The organism is Streptomyces sp. MMBL 11-1, from assembly GCF_028622875.1.
Lineage (GTDB): Bacteria > Actinomycetota > Actinomycetes > Streptomycetales > Streptomycetaceae > Streptomyces.
In genome coordinates this window covers 4122970-4144678 of sequence record NZ_CP117709.1, presented here as the reverse complement: position 1 = coordinate 4144678, position 21709 = coordinate 4122970, and the positions used below count along the sequence as shown (strand labels likewise).

The following is a 21709-nucleotide window of genomic DNA, read 5'->3' as shown; positions in this document are numbered from 1 at the left end:
CACCGAGGAAGCCGCCATGGACCCGCAGCCGGGAGCCAACCCGTACAGCGCCCCCGCCGGGTGCCCCATGCACCAGCAGCAGACGTCGCTGTACGGGCCGGAGTTCGCCGCCGACCCGCACCGCTTCTACGACGCGGCCAGGACGCACGGCCCCGCCGCGCCCATCGAGCTGGCCCCGGGGGTGGAGGCCACCCTGATCGTGCAGCACGAGGCGGCGCTGCGGGTGCTGCAGAACCCGGCGCTGTTCGCGCGGGACTCGCGGCACTGGGCCGCGCTGCGCGAGGGCGCCGTCCCCATGGACAGCCCCGTGCTGCCGATGATGGTGTACCGGCCCAACTGCCTGTTCACCGACGGCGCGGAGCACCTGCGGCTGCGCAAGGCGGTCACCGAGTCGCTGTCCCGGCTCAACAGCTCCAGGCTGAGCAGGGACGTCGAGCGGATCGCCGACTACCTGATCGACCAGTTCATCGAGCGCGGCACCGCCGACCTGCTCAACGAGTACGCCAAGCTCCTGCCGCTGCTGCTGTTCAACCAGCTCTTCGGCTGCCCCGGCGATATCGGCGACCGGCTGACCCGCTCGATGTCCGCCATCTTCGACGGCGAGGACGTGCTCCGCGCCAACGCCGAGCTGACCGAGTGCCTGATGGAGCTGGTCGCGATCAAGCGCCGCCAGCCCGGCGAGGACATCACCTCCTGGCTGATCCAGCACCCGGCGGGGCTGCGGGACGAGGAGCTGAAGGACCAGCTGGTGATGCTGATGGGCGCGGGCGTGGAGCCGGAGCGCAATCTGATCGGCAACGCGCTGCTGCTGATGCTCGCGGGCGACCAGCCGGGCACGCCCGACCGGCGCGGTTCGGGGCTGCTCGTCGAGGACGCGCTGGACGACGTCCTGTGGAACAACCCGCCGATCGCCAACTACGCGACGCACTACCCGGTGCGGGACATCGAGCTGGACGGGGTGACGCTGAAGGCGGAGACCCCCGTGCTGATCAGCTTCGCCGCCGCGAACAGCGACCCGGGGCTCACCGACGCGCGCCAGACCCTGAGCAAGGGCGCCCACCTGGCCTGGGGCGCGGGTCCGCACGTGTGCCCGGCCAAGTCGCCCGCGACGCTGATCGCGCTCACCGCGATCGAGAAGATCCTCAACACCGTCCCGGACCTCGCGCTGGCCGTACCCGCCTCGGGTGTGGCCTGGCGGCCGGGCCCGTTCCACCGGGCGCTGGTCGCGCTGCCCGTACGGTTCACCCCGACGGCCGCGCGGCGTGCGGGGACCGGGGCGCAGCCCCCGGCCCCGACCTCGGCCCAGCTGCCCGACCCGTTCCGCAACGCGCCCGCCGCACCGCCGGTGACGCCCCGTCACGCCCAGGAGCCCGCCAAGAAGCAGAAGGGCTGGTGGAGTTCGTTCCTCGACGTGTTCCGCGTATGACCCGCGCGCGGGCCATACGCAGGCCGGACGCCGACAATGCACCGATAACAACGGGCATTTAGTGACGATTGCATGTGACGGGGGCAACAAAGAACGATGCTTGGCGCCGATATCCGGAGGGGTAGGTTCAGTGCGGTAACCACGGGCCTAGGTCGAGGAACTCTGTGTGAGCATCACTGGCGGTACATCCAGGGCGCCCGACGGACGGCGTGCGGTCATCGGTCTGCTCCGCAGACTCAATTCGCCGGAAGGACAGGCCGAGCCGTACGGAATACTCGCGGAGCTGCGGACGATGGGTGACGTCGTCCGCGCTCCGTGGAACGGCTATTTCGTCACCGGCTTCGACGCCTGCAGCCAGGTGCTCCGGGGCCGCAACTGGCTCGTCCCGGACCTCGCCTGGCAGGAGCGGCAGGACGACTCCAAGCAGTGGGACGCGATCGCGACCCGGGAGATGACCACCACCCTCTCCCGGCTCAACGCCCCCGAGCACACCTGCCAGCGCCGCTCGCTGGGCAATCTCTTCGACCGTTCCACCATCGAACGCCTCACCCCCGACGTCGAGCGCGACGCCGACCGGCTGCTGGACGAGCTGGCGGAGAAGCTCCGCTGGGGCGAGGCGGACTTCGTCTCCACCGTCAGCGAGCAGCTGCCGATCACCACCGTCGGCGGCTGGCTGGGGATACCGCCCGAGGACTACCCGGACATCCTGGAGATCACGCACAACCAGGTCTTCGCCCAGGAACTGCTCCCCACCAGGTCGCAGCTCACCGTCTCCGCGGCGGCGACCCTGCGGTTGCGGGCCTACTTCACCGATCTGGTCGCCCGCCGCCGGGCGGAGCCCCGCCACGACGTGCTGACCGGCTGGATCCACACCTGGGACGCCATGGAGCCGGACCGGGAGCGGGCGGACGAGATCCTCTACCGGCTCACGATGTTCGTCACCATCGCCTCGCTGGAGACCACCGCGACGCTGCTCTCCTCGATGACCTCCCTGCTGACCGAGCCCGGCCGGTGGGCGTGGCTGCGGAAGTACCCGGAACACATCGACGCGGCCGTCGACGAGGTGCTGCGCCACGATCCGCCCATCCACATCAACACCCGGATCGCCGCCGAGGACACCGTCCTGGCCGGGGTCCCGATCAAGAAGGACAGCATGATCCACGTCCTGTACGGCGCGGCCAACCACGATCCGCGGCGGAACCCGGATCCGGACGCCTTCGACATCCTGCGCGGCGGCAGCCACCTCACCTTCGGCGGCGGGGTGCACTACTGCCTGGGCGCGGCGCTGGCCAAGCTGGAGGCGCGGACGCTGCTGGCACGGATGCTGGATCGTTTCCCCACCCTGCACACCGTGTCGCGGCCGGTGTACGCCCCCCGGATGGTCTTCAGACGGATCACCTCCCTGGGCGTGGCCCTGTGAAGCTCTCGCTCCCCGGCTTCCTGACCGCGGGCGACCAGTCGGCGACGGTACGCAGCAGGCGCGAGGGGGCCGTCCTGCATGTGGAGCTGCACGCGCCCACGAGCGGCAACGCGGTGACCGAGGCGATGCTCGACGAGCTGCTGGACGTCCTCGCCGCCCCGGACCCCGAGGTGCGGGTGCTGGTCCTCAGCGGCGCGGGGGACGACTTCTGCCTGGGCGGCGACCGTACCGAGTTCGGTCAGTGGCTGGAGGAGGACCCCGCCGGCCGGGGCATCCGGATCGCCGGGGAGAAGGCCCGCCGGGTCTGCGAGGCGATCTCCGGCAGCCGGGCGGTGACCATCGCCCGGGTGCAGGGCAAGGCGGTCGGCGCGGGGTTCGCGCTGGCCCTCGCCTGCGATCTGCGGGTCGGCGCGGACACCGCCGCCTTCCGGCTGCCGGAGCTGGCGCTCGGGCTGCCGACCGCCTGGGGCGGGCTGCTGCCCCGGCTGATCCACGAGGTGGGCGCGGCCCGGGTCCGCGAGCTGATCCTCACCGGGCGGTCCTTCGACGCCGCCGAGGCCCGCGAGCTGTCGGTGCTCCAGCGGGTGGTGCCCGAGGCGGAGCTGGACGCCGCGGTCGCCGCCTGGGCGAAGCCGGTGGTCCGCCGCCCGGAGGCCGCCCTGCGGGTCACCAAGGCCCTGCTGAACTCCTACGCCGCCGCCACCCGGCTGGCCGACCCCTCGTTCCTCGACGCGGAGCTGATGGCCTCGGTCGCGGCCGCCACCCGGCGGTCCCCGGCGGGCGGTGGCGGATCGGCCGGGTCACACTCGTAAGGACCCGAGTGGGAGGACTCCGGCGTGGACGTACCGGTGTGGCTCTGGATCGTGTTCGCCGTGACCGTCGTCGTCTCGCTGACGGTCGACCTCCTGGCGCACCGCAAGGCGCATGTGATCGGCTTCAAGGAGGCCGGGCTGTGGAGCGCGCTGTGGGTGAGCCTCGCGCTGCTCTTCGGCGCGGTGGTCTTCCTGACCCTCGGCACCACCGCCGGTACGGAGTACACCACCGCCTGGCTGCTGGAGAAGAGCCTCTCGGTCGACAACCTCTTCGTCTTCGCGCTGATCTTCGCGTATTTCAAGGTGCCCCGGGAGTACCAGCACCGGGTGCTTTTCTTCGGCGTCATCGGCGCACTGGTGTTCCGTGCGGTGTTCCTGACCCTCGGCGTCGCGGTGGTCAACCGCTTCACCTTCGTGCTGTTCCTCTTCGCCGCGGTCCTTTTCTACAGCAGCTATAAAATCCTCAGCGGCCAGGAGGAGAATTTCGACCCGGGCAAGAGCTTCGCGGTGCGGCTGCTGCGGAAAGTGATGCCGGTCCAGGACCATTATTCCGGCACGCACTTCGTCGTCCGGGAAGAGGGGCGGCGGGTGGCCACCCCGCTGCTGGCGGTGGTCGCCGCGATCGAGGCGGCCGACCTGATCTTCGCGGTCGACAGCGTGCCCGCGGTGCTCGCGGTCAGCGACGAGCTGTTCATCGTCTACACCAGCAACGCCTTCGCGATCCTGGGGCTGCGGGCCCTGTACTTCCTGCTGGCGGGCCTGCTGGACCGGTTCCACTACCTGAGCCACGGCTTGGCGGTCATCCTCGCCTTCATCGCGGTCAAGCTCCTCCTCCAGGCCTCCCACAAGATGATCAGCACCTCCATCCCGGAGATTCCGTCGCCGGTGAGCCTCGCGGTGATCGTCGTCATCCTGGCGATTTCGGTGACCCTGAGCCTGCGCCGTCCGGCGAGAAGTCCGGGCTCCACGAACGCGCCCGACACCGATACGGAAGAGTAGGGTCACGGAAAGCGACGCCATTTCCCGGCAACGCAAAGGGAAAGACTTTCCAAAATCTCCCGCCCCGCCTATCGTGAATAAATGGCCAGCAAAGAGCGTGACACCCGACAGCGGGCCGCTTTCATGTGCCCGACCTGCAAACAGCCCGTCCCTTCCGAGATCCACCGCCACAAGTCCCTCGGGATCTTCGTCCCGGTCTGGCGCGCGGGCCCCTGCGAGAACCCCGACTGCCCGGATTACGCCGCGCAGGAGCGACCCGCCCGGCACCGGACCGGCTCCTCCTGAGAGCTGCCGGAAGCCCTGGGCGCCTCCCCTCCGGGGCTTCCCCCGGCCCCCTCCCGGGCCTCTCCCGGACTCCTCCCGACGCGCGTACCGGCCCCGTGCTGACTAGCGTTGCCGGTGCGGGTGGGGACCCGTACGGGCGGGGCCGAGAATCAGGGACTCCAGGGCAGGGAAGGACCGGCACCATGGCTGTACAACCCGAGGGAACCCCGTGCTGGGCGGACGCCATGTTCGCCGACGTCGAGGGCGCCAAGAGCTTCTACGGTGACGTGCTCGGCTGGACGTTCGGCGAGAGTTCGTCGGAGTTCGGCAACTACACGCAGGCGTACGCGGACGGCAGGGCGGCGGCGGCCGTGGTCCCGCCGATGCCGGGCGCGGAGGGCCAGTCGGCGTGGTGCCTGTACCTCGCGTCCGCGGACGCGGCCGCGACCGCGGAGAAGGTCCGCGCGAGCGGCGGCGAGGTGCTGATGGAGCCGATGCGGGTCGACGAGTTCGGCACGATGGCTCTGGCCCGCGACCCGGGCGGAGCCGTCTTCGGCATCTGGCAGGCCGGCAGCCACGAGGGATTCGAGACGGAGATGGGCACGCCCGGCGGGTACTGCTGGGGCGAGGTCCTCACCCGGGAGCCGGAGAAGGTGGACGCGTTCTACGCATCGGTCTTCCCCTACACCGTGCGGAAGCTCGACGAAGAGTCGCTGGACTTCTCCGTGTACGACGTCCGGGGGGAGGCGGTCCTGGGCCGGATGGCGATGGGCGACGACTTCCCGTCGGAGGCGCCCGCGTATCTGAACGTGCACTTCGCCGTGGCGGACTGCGACGCCGCCGTGGCGAAGGCGACCGAGCGCGGCGGGGTGCTGCGGGACGGGCCGGTGGACAGCCCGTTCGGCCGGTTCGCGGGGCTCAGCGACCCGCAGGGCGCCCCGTTCACCGTGATCGACGTGACCACCACCCAGGGGGAGATGCCGTCGATGAGCCCGGCGACCTGATCCGGGACCGTCACAGGACCGTCGAGGTGCGGGCCGCGACCGGACCCCCGGTGCGGCCCGTTCCCCTGCCCGGCGCGGCCCGGGGCACGTGCGGGGCACGTGCCGGGCGCGGCCCGGGGCACGTATCCGGCTCGGCACCCGGCACGGCACCCGGCGCGGCCGGTCCGCGCGGCCCGTACCGTCCGGTGCGCGCACCCCGTACGTTCCTCCGAGATCCTCCGTACCTGCGATGGATCATCGTCCAGAGATTGGCAGATGCCAGCCCGATGGGTCTAGCGTGCCGCACATGCAGTCCTACACAATCGGCCAGGCAGCACGACTCCTCGGGGTCAGCCCCGACACCGCACGCCGCTGGGCGGATGCCGGCCGGGTCGCGACCCATCGCGACGAGGCCGGCCGGCGGCTGATCGACGGCCGCGCGCTGGCCGCCTTCTCGATCGAGGTCGGCCAGGGCGCGGGCGGCGAGGACGAGGCCGTGTACACCTCGGCCCGCAACGCGTTCCCGGGCATCGTCACCGCGGTGAAACTCGGCGACATCGCGGCCCAGGTCGAGATCCAGGCCGGTCCGCACCGGCTCGTCTCGCTCCTGACCCGGGAGGCGGTGGAGGAACTGGGCCTTGAGGTCGGCATGCGGGCGACCGCCCGGGTGAAGTCGACCAGCGTGCACATCGACCGCGTCTGAAGACCGGCCGACGACGAGACCCAAGGAGCCCGGCCCTCATGCCCCCGCTGATCAGCCACCGCAGCGTGACCGGCCACCGCCGCGTGACCGGCCACCGCCCCGCGACCGATCGCCGCCGTGCGGCCGCCGCCGCCCTGGCCTGCGCCCTCCTGATCCCGCTCGCCGCCTGCGGCAACGGCTCCGGCCCGGCCGAGGACACGGGCGGGGGCAGCGGCCCGGGGTCGGCGACGGGCGCCCCCGCGGCCGACCTGACCGTGCTGGCCGCCTCCTCCCTGACGGACGTCTTCAAGGCGGCGGGGGCCGCTTACGAGAAGGAGAACCCCGGCACCGAGGTGACGTTCTCCTTCGCCGGCTCCCAGGAACTGGCCGCACAGGTCAAGCAGGGCGCCCCCGCCGACGCGCTGGTCACCGCCGACGCCAGGACGATGGCCGGCCTCGCCGACGACACCGGGAAGCCGACCGTCATCGCCAGGAACCGGCTGGTCATCGCCACCGGCGAGGGCAACCCGCGGAAGGTCGGGAGCCTGGAGGACCTCGCCGATCCGAAGCTGAAGGTGGTCCTGGCCGCCCCCGAGGTGCCGGTGGGCCGCTACGGCGAGCAGATCCTCCGAGCGCGGAAGATCGACGTGAAGCCGGTCTCCCAGGAGCCCAACGTCCGCGCGGTCCTGTCCAAGGTCTCGCTCGGCGAGGCGGACGCCGGGCTCGTCTACCGGACCGACGCCGCGACCGCCACCGGCAAGGTCGACGCGGTCGAGATCCCGGACGAGCAGAACGCCATCGCCTCCTACCCGGCCGCCACGCTGAAGACGTCGCAGCACCGCGAGGCCGCCGCCGCGTTCGTCGCCTGGCTCTCCACACCCGTCGCGCAGGAGATCCTCCGGGGCGCGGGCTTCCAGCAGCCGTGACCGCGCCGGCCCCCGGCGGGCCCGTGGCGAACGGTCCGACAGGCCTGCCGGACACCGCACCCCGGGCACGGCACCCGGGGCCCGCCCCCCGAGCCCGACGAGGTCACCGATGAGGTCCCCGACGAAACGGCCCGGCCGCCGCGCCCCCGGGGCCGGCGCCCCCCTGCTGCTGACGGTGCCCGCCGTGCTGGCCGTGGCGTTCCTGATGCTGCCGCTCGCCGGGATCCTGGTCCGCACCTCCTGGGGTGAACTCGGCGCCCATCTCACCGCCGAGGCCACCACCGAGGCGCTGCGGCTCTCGCTGCTGGTCTCCCTGTGGGCGCTCGGGCTCTCCCTGCTGCTCGGGGTGCCGCTGGCCTGGCTGCTGGCCCGGGTGCCGTTCCCCGGCAAAGCGTTCGTCCGCTCGCTGGTCCTGCTGCCGATGGTCCTGCCGCCCACGGTCGGCGGCGTCGCCCTCCTGCTGGCGTTCGGGCGGCGCGGGCTCCTCGGCCCCTGGCTGGAGGGCACCTTCGGCATCACGCTCCCCTTCCACACCTCGGGGGCCGTCCTCGCGGCGACGTTCGTCGCCATGCCGTTCCTGGTCATCTCGCTGGAGGGCGCGCTCGGCGGGCTGCGCCCCCGGTACGAGGAGACCGCGGCCTCCCTCGGGGCCTCGCCGGTCCGGGTGTTCCTCACCGTGACGCTGCCCATGGTCGCCCCCGGGCTGATCGCCGGGGCCGCCCTGACCTGGGCGCGGGCGCTCGGCGAGTTCGGCGCGACCATCACCTTCGCCGGGAACCTCCCCGGCACCACGCAGACCCTGCCGCTCCAGGTCTATCTGCTGCTCCAGGACTCGCCGGAGGCCGCCACCTCGGTGTCGCTGCTGCTCCTGGCCATCGCGATGACCGTCCTGATCGCGCTGCGGGGCCGCTGGACCGGCACCCCGGGCGACCACCGGGACTCCGGCCGCCGGTCCGTTCCCGGCCGCTCCGCCGGTACGGACGGGGCGACCGGCACGTACGGGACCGGGACCGACGGGACCGGAGCGTACAGAACCGGCGCTCACGGGACCGGGACCGGCGGAACCGGAGGGGCCGACGGGCCTCCCCGTACGACGACGACGCCCGCGCCGTCCGAACCCTGGCCGCTGCACGCCGACGTCACCGGCTTCACCCACCTCACCCTGGACGCCCCGGGCTCCACCACCATCGCGGTGGTCGGCCCCAACGGCGCGGGCAAGACCACGCTCCTGCGGGCCCTCCTCGGCCTCACGCCCCGCGCGCACGCCGCCCTGCGCCTCGGCGACAGCGACGTCACCGCACTCCCCCCGCACCGCCGGGGCGTCGCCTGGGTGCCCCAGGACGGGGCGCTCTTCCCGCACCTGAGCGCCCTGGCCAACACGGCGTACGGGCTCCGCGCCCACGGCGTGCCCCGCGCCGAGGCCCGGCGCGAGGCCCAGCGCTGGCTGGACCGGCTCGGGGTGGGCCACCTCGCCCACCGGAAGCCCGGCCGGCTCTCCGGCGGCCAGGCCCAGCGGGTCGCCCTGGCCCGCGCGCTGGCGGCCCGCCCCCGCCTGCTGCTGCTGGACGAACCGCTCGCCGCCCTCGACCAGACCACCCGGGCCCGGGTGCGGCACACCCTGCGCGGGCACCTCGCGGACTTCGGCGGGGTCTGCCTGATCGTCACCCACGACCCGGTCGAGGCCGTCTCGCTGGCCGACCGGGTCCTGGTGCTGGAGGACGGCCGGGTCGTCCAGGACGAGCCGCCCGCCGAGGTCACCCGGCACCCGCGCTCGCCGTGGGTGGCCCGGATGCTGGGCCGCAACGCCTGGTCCGGCACCGCCACCGCGGACGGCCTGGCCCTGGAGGGCGGCGGCCACCTCGTGGTCGCCGAACCCCTCCCGGCGGGCACGGACGCCCTCGCGGTCATCGCGCCGGAAGCCGTCTCCGTACACCGGGAGCGGCCCACCGGCAGCCCGCGCAACGTCTGGCCCGGCACGGTCCGTGAGATCACCTCGGGCGGCAGCCGGCTGCGGCTGCTGATCACCTCCGCCGAGGCCCCGGATCTGATCGCGGAGATCACCCCGGGGGCCGCCGTCGACCTGGGCATCGCCGACGGGAGCACCGTCTGGACCAGCGTGAAGGCCACCGAGGCGACGGTCGTCCCGCTGTAGGGGCGGCGGCCGGTCCGCCACGGGCTCCCGGGGGCGGGGGAACCAAGATCCCGCCCCGCACGTACTTCTGTACGTACGACCGGCTTCCGCACGCACTTCTCGCACGGCACCACCAGAGACGGGGACCCATGGCACTGTTCGGCAACGCCCACACGATCGACCCGGCCACCGCCCATAAGGACTACGCACGGCTGCTCGGGCAGGGCGAGCAGATCCACGCCGCGTATCTGCTGATCCGCGACAGCATCCTGTTCACGGACCGGCGGCTGATCCTCGTCGACAAGCAGGGCATCACCGGCAAGAAGGTGGAGTACCGCTCCGTCCCGTACCGCAGCATCACGCAGTTCGCCGTGGAGACGGCCGGGACGTTCGACCTCGACGCCGAGCTGAGCATCTGGGTCTCGGGCAACCCGGTGCCGCTCCAGAAGACGTTCACCAAGGGCGTCGACATCTACGAGGTCCAGGCGATACTCGCGCAGTTCGTCTCCCGGTAGGCCCGCACCCCACGCCCCGCAAGCCTCAGACGTACGGGCGCGCCCACGCCCGCGAGCCTCAGACATACGGGCGCGCCCACGCCCGCGAGCCTCAGACGTACGGGCGCAGCCGGGCCGTCGCCGCGTGTCCGGGGGCGGCGGCACGCAGCTTGGCGGCGCGCTCCCGCAGTTCGGGCAGCAGGCCGTAGAGCGCGTCGCCGGGGCAGCGGGTCTCGAAGCTGTCGCGGTGGCCGGAGATGACGTGCAGCCGGGCCACCTGGCCCCGGTCGAAGCGGCTCTCGTCGTTCGTCGAGACCAGATCGACCGTGCCCAGCGGGTCGGCCCCGGGCCGCAGTTTCCAGGCGGCCAGCTCCACCAGTGCGTCCATCATCGGCCCGGGCACCTCCGCCCCCGCGCCGAAGTTCCCGATCGCCGCGATGCCGACCGTGTCGGTGTTGAACCCCTTGGTGTGCGCGCCGAGCACGGAGCGGCCGACCCCGCCGGCGCGGCCCTCGTAGATGGTGCCGCAGCGGTCGACGAGGAAGTTGTAGCCGATGTCGTCCCAGCCGTCCTGCCGGATGTGGTCGCTCTGGACGGCCCGGATCAGGTCGGGGGCGTCCGCGCAGTCGTAGTCGTTGGGGTTGCCGGTGTGGTGGACGAACACCGCCCGCGCCGCGCCCGTGTAGTGCGGCCCCTCCCGGACCAGGTCCTCGTCCGCGTGCCATTCCCGGCGGCTGACGACGGCCGGCTGCGGCAGTCCGCGCGGCGGGCGGGGCCCGGAGGCCAGCTCCGGCCCGGGCGCGTGGAACGCCGGGCCGTCCCCGAACACCAGGAGGGCCAGGGGCAGGACCAGAGCGCCCAGAACGAGTCGGCGGGACCACATGCACTCCACCCTGCGGTCTGGCCTCCGGCTCCGCAGAGGAGCGGGCCGTTCGAGTGACACGCCCCGCGCCGGCCGCCCTCATCGGCCCGCCCCACCACGCCACGTGTCGCCCCACCACGCCCCACCACGCCACGCCACACCAAGCCTCACCACGCCTCACCGGTCTCCGCCGCCCGGCCCGGGACGGTTCTGCCCCCGCCGCCCTCCTCCCTGCGCAGCAGCCGGAACGCCAGCAGGGGGAACACCAGCACCGACAGCATCGCGGCGGCGACCAGCGCGGCGGCCTCGCCCGCCCCGATCACCTTCTCGTCCAGGCCGATCGCGGTGATCGCGACCACCAGGGGCAGACAGGTGGAGGAGAACAGCCCGAGCGCGGTCCGTGGGCCGCGCCCGGTCAGGTCGCGCGGGGCCAGCAGATACGCCGGAACCCCGCGCACCAGCAGGAACAGCAGCAGGAAGACCGGCAGGAGCAGCAGCGGACGCCCGCCGTCCAGGAGCGCCGCGAGGTCGAAGTCGATGCCCGTCACGATGTAGAAGAACGGTACGAGGAAGCCGAAGCCGATCGCCTCGATCCGCTCCAGGATCTGCCCGCTGCGCTCGGGCACCGCCCCCTGGAGGACGAGCCGGGTCAGCATCCCCGCGGCGAACGCGCCGAGCAGGGTGTCCAGGCCGAACACGTGGGCGAGACCCAGCATCCCGGCCAGCAGCAGCATCACGAAGCGGACCGCGAACTGGCCGCTGGAGTGCAGGGTCACGGCGATGAGCCGGGCGAACCACGGCGGCCGGGGCCGCACCGCCCAGAACACCGCGCCCGCCGTGACGACGGCGAACGCGGCCAGCACCGCGCCCGCCGCACCGGGGCTCCGGCCGCTGAACAGCAGGGCCATCGCGATGATCGGGCCGAACTCCCCGACCGACCCGAACGCCATCACCACCGACCCGAACCGCCCCTCCAGCCGCCCCGAGTCCCGCAGGATCGGCAGGACCGCGCCCAGCGCCGTACTGGTCAGCGCGGTGCCGATGACCAGGCTCTTCGCCAGGTCCGCCCCGCTGATCAGCAGCGCGATGCCGAGGCCCGCGGCGAACGAGAGGACCCACGCCCCGCCGGCCCGGCGCAGGGTGGAGCCGCGGACCTCGGCGAACCGGATCTCGTAACCCGCCAGGAAGATCAGCATCGAGAGTCCGAGATCGGCCAGGGTGTCGATGACGCGGTCGTGATGGGCCCAGCCGAGCACGTCCGGCCCGGCCAGGACGCCCAGCACGATCTCGAAGATGACGACGGGGACCGGCAGCCACCGCCCGGTCGCGTAACCGAGCAGCGGGGCGAGAACCGCCAGGGCCATGATCAGGACGAGGGTCCCGGGGTGCTCCATCGCTCGTGTATAGCAAGGAACACCCCGGAATCAGCCGCTATGACACCCTCTGTCCCCTTCGGGCGCCGGTTCAGTCCGGGCAGTGGGCATCCCTGGCGGGGCGCTTCCCCGTCACCAGGAAGTCGCTGACCACCCGGTCGCCGCAGGCGTTGCCGTTGCCCAGGTACATGCCGTGCCCGCCCCGCTCGACGGTGACCATCCTGGCCCGCTCGCCGAGCGCCGCCCGCATCTTCAGGGCCCCGGCCAACGGGGTCGCCGGGTCGCGCAGGCTCTGGATCATCAGGACGTTCGAGGGGCCCTCGTCGGTCATCCGGGTGGGCCTCGGCTCCTCCTCGTACTTCCAGTAGGCGCACGGGGAGATGTTCCTGGGCATCCCGGCCGTCAGCGGGTACCGCGCCCGGTCGGCGGCGACCTGGCGGGCGTACCCGGAATCCGGCCCCGGCCAGCGCACGTCGTTGCAGACCACGGCCATCGTCAGGGACGCGTCCTCGTCCGGCATCGCGCCCGCCAGCTCCGGCGGCAGCACCGGGCGGGCCTCCGGGTCCCGCGCCGACCGGATCAGCCGGGCCAGCGGGGCGAACGTCCTGTCGCTCATCAGAGCGTTCTGGAGCGCCTGCCGCAGCCGGTTCCCGGTCAGCGGTACGCCGGGGGTCGCCGACTCCTTCGGGTGGTGGTCCAGCTCCCGGGCCAGGGCCAGGAACAGCGGCTCCACGTCCTCGGCGCGGCGGGCCAGCCGGAGCCCCTCCGCCTCGCGGGCGGGGTCCGCCGCCCAGGCCGCGAAGTCGGGGAAGCGGAGGGCGACGGCCGGTCCCACGTTCGCCATCCAGCCGTACGCCACCCGCGCCGGGTCCGGGTCGCCGACGCTGTCCAGGACCAGCCGGTCGACGCGGTCCGGGTGCTCCTGCGCGTACACGGCCCCGGCGTAACTGCCGTACGAGTGCGCCCAGACCGACAGCTTCCGCTCGCCCAGCGCGGCGCGCAGCCGGTCCATGTCGCGGGCCTGGTTCCGCGTGCTGAAGGACCGCACCACCGGGCCGCCGTCGCGGGCGCACGACGCGGCGGTGCGGCGGGCGCGTTCGGCGTTCTCCGCGATCGACCCGTCCGCCGCGGGCCAGGCGCGCAGCGTCACCAGGTGCCGGTCGGCCTCGGGAATCCCGCAGCCGGCCCGGGTGGAGCCGCCGACCCCGCGCGGGTCCAGGCTGACCAGGTCGTAGGCCCCCTCGGTGGCGGCCCGCAGCGCCTCGCCCTTCTGCGCGAGGCGCTGCACCCCCGAACCGCCGGGGCCGCCGGCGAGCACCAGCAGGGCCCCGCGCCGCGCCTCGGGCCGGTCGGTGCGCAGCCGGGTGACCGCCAGGTCGACGGTGCGCCCGCCGGGAGCGCGGTAGTCGAGGGGAACGCGGAGCGTCGCGCACTGCTGCCCGTCGGGGACGGGCGTCCCCGGGATCGGGTCGCAGGCCCTCCAGCTGAGCGGGGGTGCGGCGGCGCCCGCCGGGCGGCTGTGCGCCACGGGCGCGCCGACAGCGGTCAGCGTGCCGGCCGCCGCGGCGGCGGAGACGGTGAGAAGTAAGGCCTTTCGGCTCCACGTAGTCATGGACACAGCCTTGTCGGGCCGGAGCGCGCTGCCCATACGGGAGCCCGGTGGACCGGGGTGGGGACACCCCCCGGATCACTCCCGGAAGCCCCCTGATCACCCTCCGCACCCGCACCGGCCCGGCGCGGAGTGACGAAGGGCACAACGACTGGAGGGAACGCCTCCGCGTTCTAGGGTGTCAGGATGCCTTCCCCCCTCACCTCCGAGCAGCCGCGCCCCACCGCCGCTGCCGGCGCCCCGGCGACCGGAAAGCCACCCTCCGTCGGCCGCGACCCGTTCTTCGACAACGCGAAGTACCTGGCGATCGTGCTCGTGGCGATCGGACACGCGTGGGAGCCCCTGCCCCCCGGCCGCCTCGTGGAGGCCGCGTACACCTTCGTCTACACGTTCCACATGCCGGTGTTCATCCTGATAGCGGGCTACTTCTCGCGGAACTTCGAGCTGCGGCCGGACCGGGTGTGGAAGCTGGTCACCAGCCTGCTGGTGCCCTACGTCCTGCTCGAAGGCCTGTACACGCTCTTCGAGCGGGCGGCACGCGAGCCGGACTACGCCCTCTCCCCGCTGGAGCCCTACTGGCTGCTGTGGTTCCTGCCCGCCCTGTTCCTCTGGCGGCTGTCCACCCCGCTGTGGCAGACCGTGCGCTTCCCGGTGCTGGTCTCCCTCGCCATCGCCGCCCTGGCGACGGTGTCACCGGCCGCCGACGGAAGTCTCCAGATCCAGCGCATCCTGCAGTTCCTGCCGTTCTACGTCCTCGGCCTGCGGCTGCGCCCGGAGCACTTCGTGGCTCTCCGCTCCACCTGGGTGCGGGTCGCCTCGGTGCCGGTGTTCGTGGCCGGGATGCTGCTGGCGTACTGGCTGGTGCCCCGGACCTCGACGTCGTGGTTCTTCCGGAAGAACAGCACCGAGGTGCTGAGCGTCTCCGAGTGGACCGGCCCGACCACCACGGTCCTGCTGTTCGTGGCCGCGATCGTGCTGGGCGTGTGCTTCCTCGCCTGGGTGCCCCGGGGGCTCAGCTGGATGACCACGCTCGGCACCTGCACGCTGTACGGGTATCTGCTCCACGGCTTCGTCGTCCGGGGCCTGAAGTACGGCGGCTTCTACGACGACCCGTTCTTCGACACCACGATGGGCACGGTCGCCGTCACCCTGGGCGCGGTCGTCATCATGACGCTCCTGTGCACGCCCCCGGTCCGGTGGCTGCTGCGTCCGCTGCTGGAGCCGCGCATGGAGTGGGCCCGGCAGAAACCACCGGCCGCCCGCGCGTCCTGAGACGCCGAGCGGCCGGGGGCACGCGGGGGCTGGAGGTTCCTGGTGGGTCCGGAGGAGGTCAGTCCACGATGATGTTGTGGCCGAGGACCGCGACGTGCTCCAGCACGTCCTCCAGCGGATCGTCGATCTGGCCCGTCGAGATCAGGGCCACCTGCGGGCCGTTGTGAGCGTCGGTGTGCGTCTCGTCGGCGTACGCGGCGGTGGCGGGCAGCAGGGACGCCACCACGGTCACGCCCAGCACGGTCAGCTTCCTCATCATGGCGGGGATCATCGCACGCCCCCGCGACCCCCGAAGACGGCGTCGCGGGGCCGGCGAGCGGGTCTCAGACCCCGTCGGCCCGGGGCGCGGACACCGCTCCGGGAGCCTCGCTCCGCGCCTCCGCCGGGGTGCCCAGGAGGGCGGAGGCCGTCTCCAGCGGGGTACGGGCGGGGGCCGGCGCGGGCACGGCCGACTCGGCGGTACGGCAGGTGAAGCCCAGCTTGGACAGCGCCCGGACCACCTCGGCGGAGCTGAAGTCCCGGCGGTCCTGCCGGGTGATGACCTCACCCACCTGCTTGACGGGGTAGACCCGGCGGCTGATGACCACCGCGTCGCCCGTGACGGGTTCGGGCTTGATGCCCTTCATCGAGTCCTCCACCTCGTTCTTGAACAGATCGAACGGGAAGCGGGCGATGACACAGCGCATGGTTCCTCAACAGGGGTCGAGTGCACGGAGGACGTGTCGAGTGCACGGAGGGGACGTACCGGAGCCCGGACACGGGGCCCGGTGCACGCGCCGGGAGGGATCGCCGGGCGTGCGGTGAGGCCGGCGGCGCACAGCCGGCCTCACCGATCGGTCACGCGGCGCGGTTGTTCCGGCGCTGCGCCGCGGCGGCACGGGCCTCGGGCGTCGGCACGCCGGGACGACGGCCCCGGGCCGGAGCCCCGCCGCCGCGCTTGGTGCCGCGGCCCATGAACGCGCCGCCTCGGCTGCTGCCGCGCTCCTTGGCCGGGGCGGAGATGACGACCGGGACGCCGGAGGGGGCCTGCGCACCGGTGATCCGGCTCAGCTCGGCCTCGCCGGAGCGGACCTGGGCGATCTGCGGGGTGATCCCGGCGTCCGCCATCAGCCGGGTCATCTCGCGGCGCTGGTTCGGCAGCACCAGCGTGACGACGCTGCCGGACTCACCGGCGCGGGCGGTACGGCCGCCGCGGTGCAGGTAGTCCTTGTGGTCGCTCGGCGGGTCCACGTTGACGACCAGGTCGAGGTTGTCGACGTGGATGCCGCGCGCCGCGACGTTGGTGGCGACCAGCACCGTGACGTGCCCGGTCTTGAAGCGCTCCAGGGTACGGGTGCGCTGCGGCTGGGACTTGCCCCCGTGCAGCGCCGCCGCCCGGACCCCGCTGTGCAGCAGGTGGTCGGTGAGCTTGTCCACCGCGTGCTTGGTGTCCAGGAACATGATCACGCGGCCGTCGCGGGCCGCGATCTCCGTCGTGGTGGCGTACTTGTCCGCGCCCTGGACATACAGGACGTGGTGCTCCATCGTCGTGACGGCGCCGGCGGACGGGTCGACGGAGTGCACGACCGGGTCCTTCAGGTAGGTCCGCACCAGCAGGTCGACGTTGCGGTCCAGGGTGGCCGAGAAGAGCATCCGCTGCCCGTCCGGGGTCACCTGGTCCAGCAGCTCGGTGACCTGCGGCATGAAGCCCATGTCGGCCATCTGGTCGGCCTCGTCGAGGACCGTGATGGTGACGCGGTCCAGCCGGCAGTCGCCGCGCTCGATCAGGTCCTTGAGACGGCCCGGCGTCGCGACGACGACCTCGGAGCCGCCGCGCAGCGCGCTGGCCTGGCGGCCGATGGACATGCCGCCGACCACGGTGGCGATGCGCAGCTTCAGCGACCGGGCGTACGGGGTGAGCGCGTCGGTGACCTGCTGGGCCAGCTCCCGGGTGGGGACGAGGACCAGCGCGAGCGGGCGCTTGGCGTCGGCGCGGCGGCCGGCGGTGCGGGCCAGCAGCGCGAGGCCGAAGGCGAGCGTCTTGCCCGAGCCGGTGCGGCCCCGGCCCAGGACGTCCCGGCCGGCCAGCGAGTTCGGCAGGGTGGCCGCCTGGATCGGGAAGGGCACGGTCATGCCCTCGGCGACCAGCGCCGCCTTCAGCGGTGCGGGCATCTCCAGCTCGCCGAAGGTCTCGGCGGCGGGGAGGGCGGGGGTGACGGTCACCGGCAGGGCGAACTCGCCCTTGACGCCGGAGGCGGAGCGGCGGCCGTATCCACCGGACCGGCCGGAGCCGCCGGAACCACCGGAGCGCTTGGGTCCGCCGCCGAAGCCCGCGGCGCGGCGCTCGCCGCCACCACCGGAGAAACGGGGGGCACCGCCGCCGGAGCGGGTGCGGGAAAAACGGTCGTTCGAGCGGGGCGTGCGTTCGCGGTTCATCTGGAACCTTTCCTCGATGGGGCACGTATCGAGGGATTCTTTTTCGGGAAGCGACCGTGAACGGCACCCAGAATCGCAAGAACGAGCCGATGAAATGACAAAAGAAAACGAAGCCCGGCCGCCGGGAAACAATGCACCGGACGCGGCTTCGTCGAGGGGCGCGCAGAGCGGGCCCCGGAAACGACAACGAGCCGGGGCCCGCACCCCAAGGTGCGGGCCCCAGCTGCGCAGTACTGCCTGAGTGATCAGGCGGGGGTGATGTTCTCGGCCTGCGGGCCCTTCTGGCCCTGCGTGACGTCGAAGTTCACCTTCTGGCCCTCCTGCAGCTCACGGAAGCCGGAGGCGGCGATGTTGCTGTAGTGGGCGAAGACGTCGGCGCCGCCGCCGTCCTGCTCGATGAAGCCGAAGCCCTTTTCCGCGTTGAACCACTTCACGGTGCCAGTAGCCATGTCATATCTCCTTAGGGGCAGAGCCCGCGGGCCCACACTGTGCGGGCCCCACGTCGCCGCGATGATTACCCCGTCCGGAAGAACACCGGAAATACAAAAGCGTGCTCGCCGACATCCGACCGGCAAGAACACTTGAAGTTTTTGGGAACCACAACTGCAACTGAGATCAACACTAGCACGAGGGGACCGGGAGAGGCAGGTGCCTAATATCACCGGCCGTGTCGGAACAGATCGGGAAGAGAAAAGCCTCATCGCGCATTGCGCGAAATTCTGTGCTGACGAATGCAGATATTTTCCGGGGCCGCGCGGAGCCGGCGCATCCCACGCCCGGCGGCCGTCAGCGCCCGGCGGGACCGCCGGTGCGGGCGGACCGGTCGCGCAGCTCCTCGTTGAGGCGCAGCGCCTCCTCCAGCTGGTCCTCCAGGATGACGATGCGGCAGGCGGCCTCGATGGGCGTGCCGGCGTCGACCAGGTCCCGGGCGCGGGCGGCGATGCGCAACTGGTAGCGGGAGTAGCGGCGGTGTCCGCCCTCGGACCGCAGCGGGGTGATCAGCCGGGCCTCGCCGATGGCCCGGAGGAACCCCGGCGTCGCACCGATCATCTCGGCGGCTCGCCCCATCGTGTAGGCGGGGTAATCGTCGTCGTCGAGCCGGTCGATGGCGTGCGAGGGGGTCTCCGGGGGCATCTGCACCTCTTCCGTCACGCGCGACCGGAGGAGCCGGGCGCCGTACGCCTGCGGGGTGCGCCTCCGCTGCGTACCACTGGTTCACGTGACTGCACAAGAAACCCTAAACGCCCGGGCAGGCCATGTCTATCGCGGCCGGAACAGTTTTGGGCCGCCGGGAAGGGCACGGCGGATCCGCCGCCGCAGATCACTGACCGACCGGTCAGTTGTCGTCGGGAGGACCGCGGGGCCATAATGCACGCGTAGCCCTTCACGCATCCCCCGTCGTGAAGGGCTACACCCCTGTCCGGAGGCCGCTCCGGGCGCCGCGGGGCACACGGTCATTCACGGGCAGGGGACTCCCCTCGTGGTCCCCTGCCCGTGTTTTTTCGAGTTAACAGTGACGTAGAGTGTTTACGCAAGCTCAGTTCCGACTCCGAGGTGATCGTGGAGGCCCGGATGGCCATGGACGACGGCGGCGAACGCGGTCCCGAAACCGTCGAACCCCCCGGTCCGGACGAGCTTCCCCGCTTCGGCTCGCTGCGGGAAAAGGTCGAGTACATGGTCGAGAAGACCTTCCCCGGACAGAAGATCTCGGGCCGGGTCTTCGCCGAGCTGGTCCGCGACCGCGGCGGCTCGCTGTCGCACAGCTACTTCTCCAACATCCTGGCCGGCAAGGTCACCCAGCCGTCCGAGGACATCCTCAAAGCCCTCGGCCTGGGGTTCGGCGTCGACTGGCGCTTCTTCAAGGAGGAGTCCGAGGTCGTCGACGACGTCGTCGCCGGACTCCAGTTCCTGGCCAAGCGGCGCACCGGGGAGATCAGCGGCCTGGCCGGCCGGGGCCTGGACGACGACGGGCTCCCGCCGGAGCTGCTGCGGTTCGCCCTGTCCCTGCTGGAGGACGCGGCCCGGGAGAAGGACGGCCCGGAAGGGCAAAGCGGTGGCAACGATTCCGCCGTGCACCACCACCCGGCGGGCCCGGCAGCGTAGCGTCTTGGCCATGTCCCTGCGGAAACTGCGGAAAGAGTGCGAGGCCGGGCTCGCCGACCTGCCCATCCCGGTTCCCTTCACGCTGGACAAGCTCGTCGCGAACATGGAGGAGGCGAGCGGGCGCACGATCCGGCTGCACGAGATGCCGGACCGCCTCGCCCGCGTCAACGCCGCCTGCGGGCTGCGCCTGAAGTCGGGCGGCACCAGCCTCGTCCTCTACCGCCGCAGGCCGACCGCCTACCAGACCCAGCACGTGATCCTGCACGAGCTGTGCCACGAGTGGTTCGACCACGGGACGACGCTCGACGCGGAACAGCTCCGCGCGCTCCTCCCGGTCTTCGACACCTCGCTGATCGCCCGGATGATCTCCCCGGCCGCCGCCGCGGCCTTCGCCTCCGGCGGCGGCACCGTCCAGGCCCGTGCGCAGTACGCGACCCACGACGAACGCATGGCCGAATTCGGTGCCTCCCTGATCCCCCGGATGGCGCGGGACCTCACCACCGATGACATGGTGGGGCGGCTGGACAACTCCCTGTCCCGCCCGGTGGCCCACCGACGGCGCGGCCTCTTTCCCGGACGACGGTCCGGCGACGCCTGACACGTGCCACCGGCCCACTCGCGGGCCCCCGCCCCGCGCTCCCGACCCCGAGGACGAACACCGCCGTGACCCCCCTCGATCTCGCCGGCTACCTGATAGCCGGCCTGATGACGGCCGTTGCCCTGTGGCGTATGCCCGCTGCCCTGTGGGGCGACGAGGAGGACCGCAGACGGCGCGCCCTGTGGGGCTGCTACGCCGGATTCGCCGTCGCGCTGTGGACCAAGACCGAGGCGGTGCGCATCGGTCTCAACAACAGTGCCGTCACCGATCTCGCCGTCCTCATCAAGCACTACACCGCCACGGTGGCAATTCTGGCCATCCTCAGCTACATCGTGGCCATCTACGGCAGCTACCCCGAAGCGGGCGCCGTCCCCCGCCACGTACGGTTCGCGCGGCTCGTGCAGAAGCTGGCGGCCAAGGCCTCCGTCGCCACGCTGATCCTGCTGACCGTCCTCTTCTTCACCGTCGTCGACCGCTCCGAGCCCTCGGACCGCTTCGTCTCCGACCACGCCGGGGAGGGGGGCGCCACGCTCTACATGAGCGTCTTCTACCTCTACCTCGGGGCCGCGTCCGCCGTGTGCGCCTTCCAGTGGGCGCTGGCCACCCTCGACGCCCGGCGGCGCCATCTGCGCATCGGGCTCGGGATGATGACGTTCGCGATGATCATCGGCGTCGGCTACACCGTCAGCCGCACCCTGTTCCTCTGGATCAGTGTGGTGGACGAGCCGAGCGAGGCGTTCGCCCTCCGGTTCGACCAGGTCACCGAGGCCGCGCAGCTGGTGCTGTTCGCCTTCTTCGCCCTCGGCGCGTCCGTCCCCGCCTTCGCGGCCGGCGCCCGCCGCGCCCGGCTGTGGCGTGCCCAGGTCCGGCTGCACGCCCTCTGGTACGAGCTGATGGCCGCGTTCCCGGACCAGCCGTTCGACCCGCCCGCCTCCCTGACCCGCGAGCTGACCCGGTTCAACGTCCCGGCCGACCTGCGGGTGGACCGCTGGGCCGCCGACATCGCGGACGCGGCCGAGAAGCTGCGCCACTACGTGCCCGACGCGCTCCTCGCCGCCGCCGGACGGGCCGCCGCCCGCGACACGGACGACCCGCGCCGGGCCGAGTCCCTCACGGACGCCTACTGGATCCGCGCCGCCCTGCTCGCCAAGGCCTCCGGCGCGCCCGCCGGGGGAGCCGCGACGGTCGCCGCCCAGCACGCGGCGGACCAGGACGGCGAGGTGGCCCGGCTGGTCCGGGTCGCCGCCGCGTACCGGACGGTCGGCGAGGAGCGCGCCCGCGCGGTCCTCGCGGCCGCGACGGCCGAAACCACCCGCACGACGGAGACGAACGCATGACGG

General features: G+C 72.5%; 22 protein-coding genes. 14 read left to right on the top strand and 8 right to left on the bottom strand.

Features of this window, described 5'->3' with window-relative positions; all coding sequences use genetic code 11:
• Positions 1–16: 16 nt before the first annotated feature.
• The 10 genes from PSQ21_RS18225 (at position 17) to PSQ21_RS18180 (ending at position 10158) form a co-directional block, all read left to right on the top strand.
• Complete coding sequence (locus PSQ21_RS18225) at positions 17–1426, top strand: cytochrome P450 (protein WP_274031603.1); 1410 nt, start codon at positions 17–19, stop codon at positions 1424–1426.
• A gap of 292 nt (positions 1427–1718) precedes the next feature.
• Positions 1719–2846, top strand: a complete 1128-nt coding sequence (locus PSQ21_RS18220; protein WP_274035819.1) for a cytochrome P450 — start codon at positions 1719–1721, stop codon at positions 2844–2846.
• A complete protein-coding gene (locus PSQ21_RS18215) occupies positions 2843–3658 on the top strand; it encodes an enoyl-CoA hydratase/isomerase family protein (protein ID WP_274031602.1) in 816 nt (271 codons plus the stop codon). The genes PSQ21_RS18220 and PSQ21_RS18215 overlap by 4 nt, the downstream gene beginning before the upstream one ends.
• A 24-nt stretch (positions 3659–3682) precedes the next feature.
• On the top strand, positions 3683–4657 hold the full coding sequence (locus PSQ21_RS18210) for a TerC family protein (protein ID WP_274031601.1): 975 nt from the start codon (positions 3683–3685) through the stop codon (positions 4655–4657).
• A gap of 81 nt (positions 4658–4738) precedes the next feature.
• Positions 4739–4942, top strand: a complete 204-nt coding sequence (locus PSQ21_RS18205) for a hypothetical protein (protein WP_274031600.1) — start codon at positions 4739–4741, stop codon at positions 4940–4942.
• A gap of 182 nt (positions 4943–5124) precedes the next feature.
• A complete protein-coding gene (locus PSQ21_RS18200; protein ID WP_274031599.1) occupies positions 5125–5925 on the top strand; it encodes a VOC family protein in 801 nt (266 codons plus the stop codon).
• Positions 5926–6211: 286 nt separating this feature from the next.
• Positions 6212–6607, top strand: a complete 396-nt coding sequence (locus PSQ21_RS18195) for a TOBE domain-containing protein (protein WP_073867117.1) — start codon at positions 6212–6214, stop codon at positions 6605–6607.
• A gap of 38 nt (positions 6608–6645) precedes the next feature.
• Positions 6646–7512 carry a molybdate ABC transporter substrate-binding protein gene (gene modA / locus PSQ21_RS18190; protein ID WP_274031598.1) on the top strand — a complete coding sequence of 289 codons (867 nt, stop codon included), beginning with the start codon at positions 6646–6648 and terminating at the stop codon, positions 7510–7512.
• A gap of 109 nt (positions 7513–7621) precedes the next feature.
• Positions 7622–9664, top strand: a complete 2043-nt coding sequence (locus tag PSQ21_RS18185; RefSeq protein WP_274031597.1) for an ABC transporter permease — start codon at positions 7622–7624, stop codon at positions 9662–9664.
• Between the two features lie 128 nt (positions 9665–9792).
• Entirely contained in the window at positions 9793–10158 is a 366-nt protein-coding gene (locus tag PSQ21_RS18180; protein WP_274031596.1) for a PH domain-containing protein, read from the top strand.
• Positions 10159–10249: 91 nt separating this feature from the next.
• Here PSQ21_RS18180 and PSQ21_RS18175 read toward each other — a convergent pair whose 3' ends face one another.
• From PSQ21_RS18175 to PSQ21_RS18165, 3 genes are all read right to left on the bottom strand, one after another.
• Positions 10250–11020 (bottom strand): peptidoglycan recognition protein family protein, encoded by a 771-nt coding sequence (locus PSQ21_RS18175; RefSeq protein WP_274031595.1) that lies wholly within the window; start codon positions 11018–11020, stop codon positions 10250–10252.
• Between the two features lie 146 nt (positions 11021–11166).
• On the bottom strand, positions 11167–12393 hold the full coding sequence (locus PSQ21_RS18170) for a cation:proton antiporter (RefSeq protein WP_274031594.1): 1227 nt from the start codon (positions 12391–12393) through the stop codon (positions 11167–11169).
• A gap of 70 nt (positions 12394–12463) precedes the next feature.
• Positions 12464–13984: an alpha/beta hydrolase gene (locus PSQ21_RS18165; RefSeq protein ID WP_274031591.1), complete on the bottom strand. Its 1521-nt coding sequence runs from the start codon at positions 13982–13984 to the stop codon at positions 12464–12466.
• Positions 13985–14167: 183 nt separating this feature from the next.
• Between PSQ21_RS18165 and PSQ21_RS18160 the strand changes: the two genes are divergently transcribed.
• Positions 14168–15253 carry an acyltransferase family protein gene (locus PSQ21_RS18160; RefSeq protein ID WP_274031590.1) on the top strand — a complete coding sequence of 362 codons (1086 nt, stop codon included), beginning with the start codon at positions 14168–14170 and terminating at the stop codon, positions 15251–15253.
• A gap of 58 nt (positions 15254–15311) precedes the next feature.
• Here the strand turns inward: PSQ21_RS18160 and PSQ21_RS18155 are convergent, their stop codons facing one another.
• The 5 genes from PSQ21_RS18155 to PSQ21_RS18135 all read right to left on the bottom strand — a co-directional run bounded on the left by PSQ21_RS18155 (position 15312) and on the right by PSQ21_RS18135 (position 18802).
• Positions 15312–15512 (bottom strand): hypothetical protein, encoded by a 201-nt coding sequence (locus PSQ21_RS18155; RefSeq protein ID WP_274031589.1) that lies wholly within the window; start codon positions 15510–15512, stop codon positions 15312–15314.
• Positions 15513–15576: 64 nt separating this feature from the next.
• Positions 15577–15939, bottom strand: a complete 363-nt coding sequence (locus PSQ21_RS18150; RefSeq protein WP_056702005.1) for an SCO5918 family protein — start codon at positions 15937–15939, stop codon at positions 15577–15579.
• Positions 15940–16090: 151 nt separating this feature from the next.
• The gene (locus PSQ21_RS18145) at positions 16091–17668 is read right to left on the bottom strand and encodes a DEAD/DEAH box helicase (protein ID WP_274031587.1); all 1578 of its coding nucleotides are present in this window, start codon (positions 17666–17668) and stop codon (positions 16091–16093) included.
• A gap of 245 nt (positions 17669–17913) precedes the next feature.
• A complete protein-coding gene (locus PSQ21_RS18140) occupies positions 17914–18117 on the bottom strand; it encodes a cold-shock protein (protein ID WP_015609674.1) in 204 nt (67 codons plus the stop codon).
• 337 nt (positions 18118–18454) lie between these two features.
• The gene (locus PSQ21_RS18135) at positions 18455–18802 is read right to left on the bottom strand and encodes a MerR family transcriptional regulator (protein WP_097868340.1); all 348 of its coding nucleotides are present in this window, start codon (positions 18800–18802) and stop codon (positions 18455–18457) included.
• A gap of 438 nt (positions 18803–19240) precedes the next feature.
• Here PSQ21_RS18135 and PSQ21_RS18130 point away from each other — a divergent pair, with 438 nt between their 5' ends.
• The 3 genes from PSQ21_RS18130 (at position 19241) to PSQ21_RS18120 (ending at position 21706) form a co-directional block, all read left to right on the top strand.
• Positions 19241–19771: a hypothetical protein gene (locus PSQ21_RS18130; protein WP_274031586.1), complete on the top strand. Its 531-nt coding sequence runs from the start codon at positions 19241–19243 to the stop codon at positions 19769–19771.
• Between the two features lie 10 nt (positions 19772–19781).
• Complete coding sequence (locus tag PSQ21_RS18125; RefSeq protein WP_274031585.1) at positions 19782–20369, top strand: toxin; 588 nt, start codon at positions 19782–19784, stop codon at positions 20367–20369.
• 65 nt (positions 20370–20434) lie between these two features.
• On the top strand, positions 20435–21706 hold the full coding sequence (locus PSQ21_RS18120) for an MAB_1171c family putative transporter (protein ID WP_274031584.1): 1272 nt from the start codon (positions 20435–20437) through the stop codon (positions 21704–21706).
• The last annotated feature ends 3 nt before the right edge of the window (positions 21707–21709 follow it).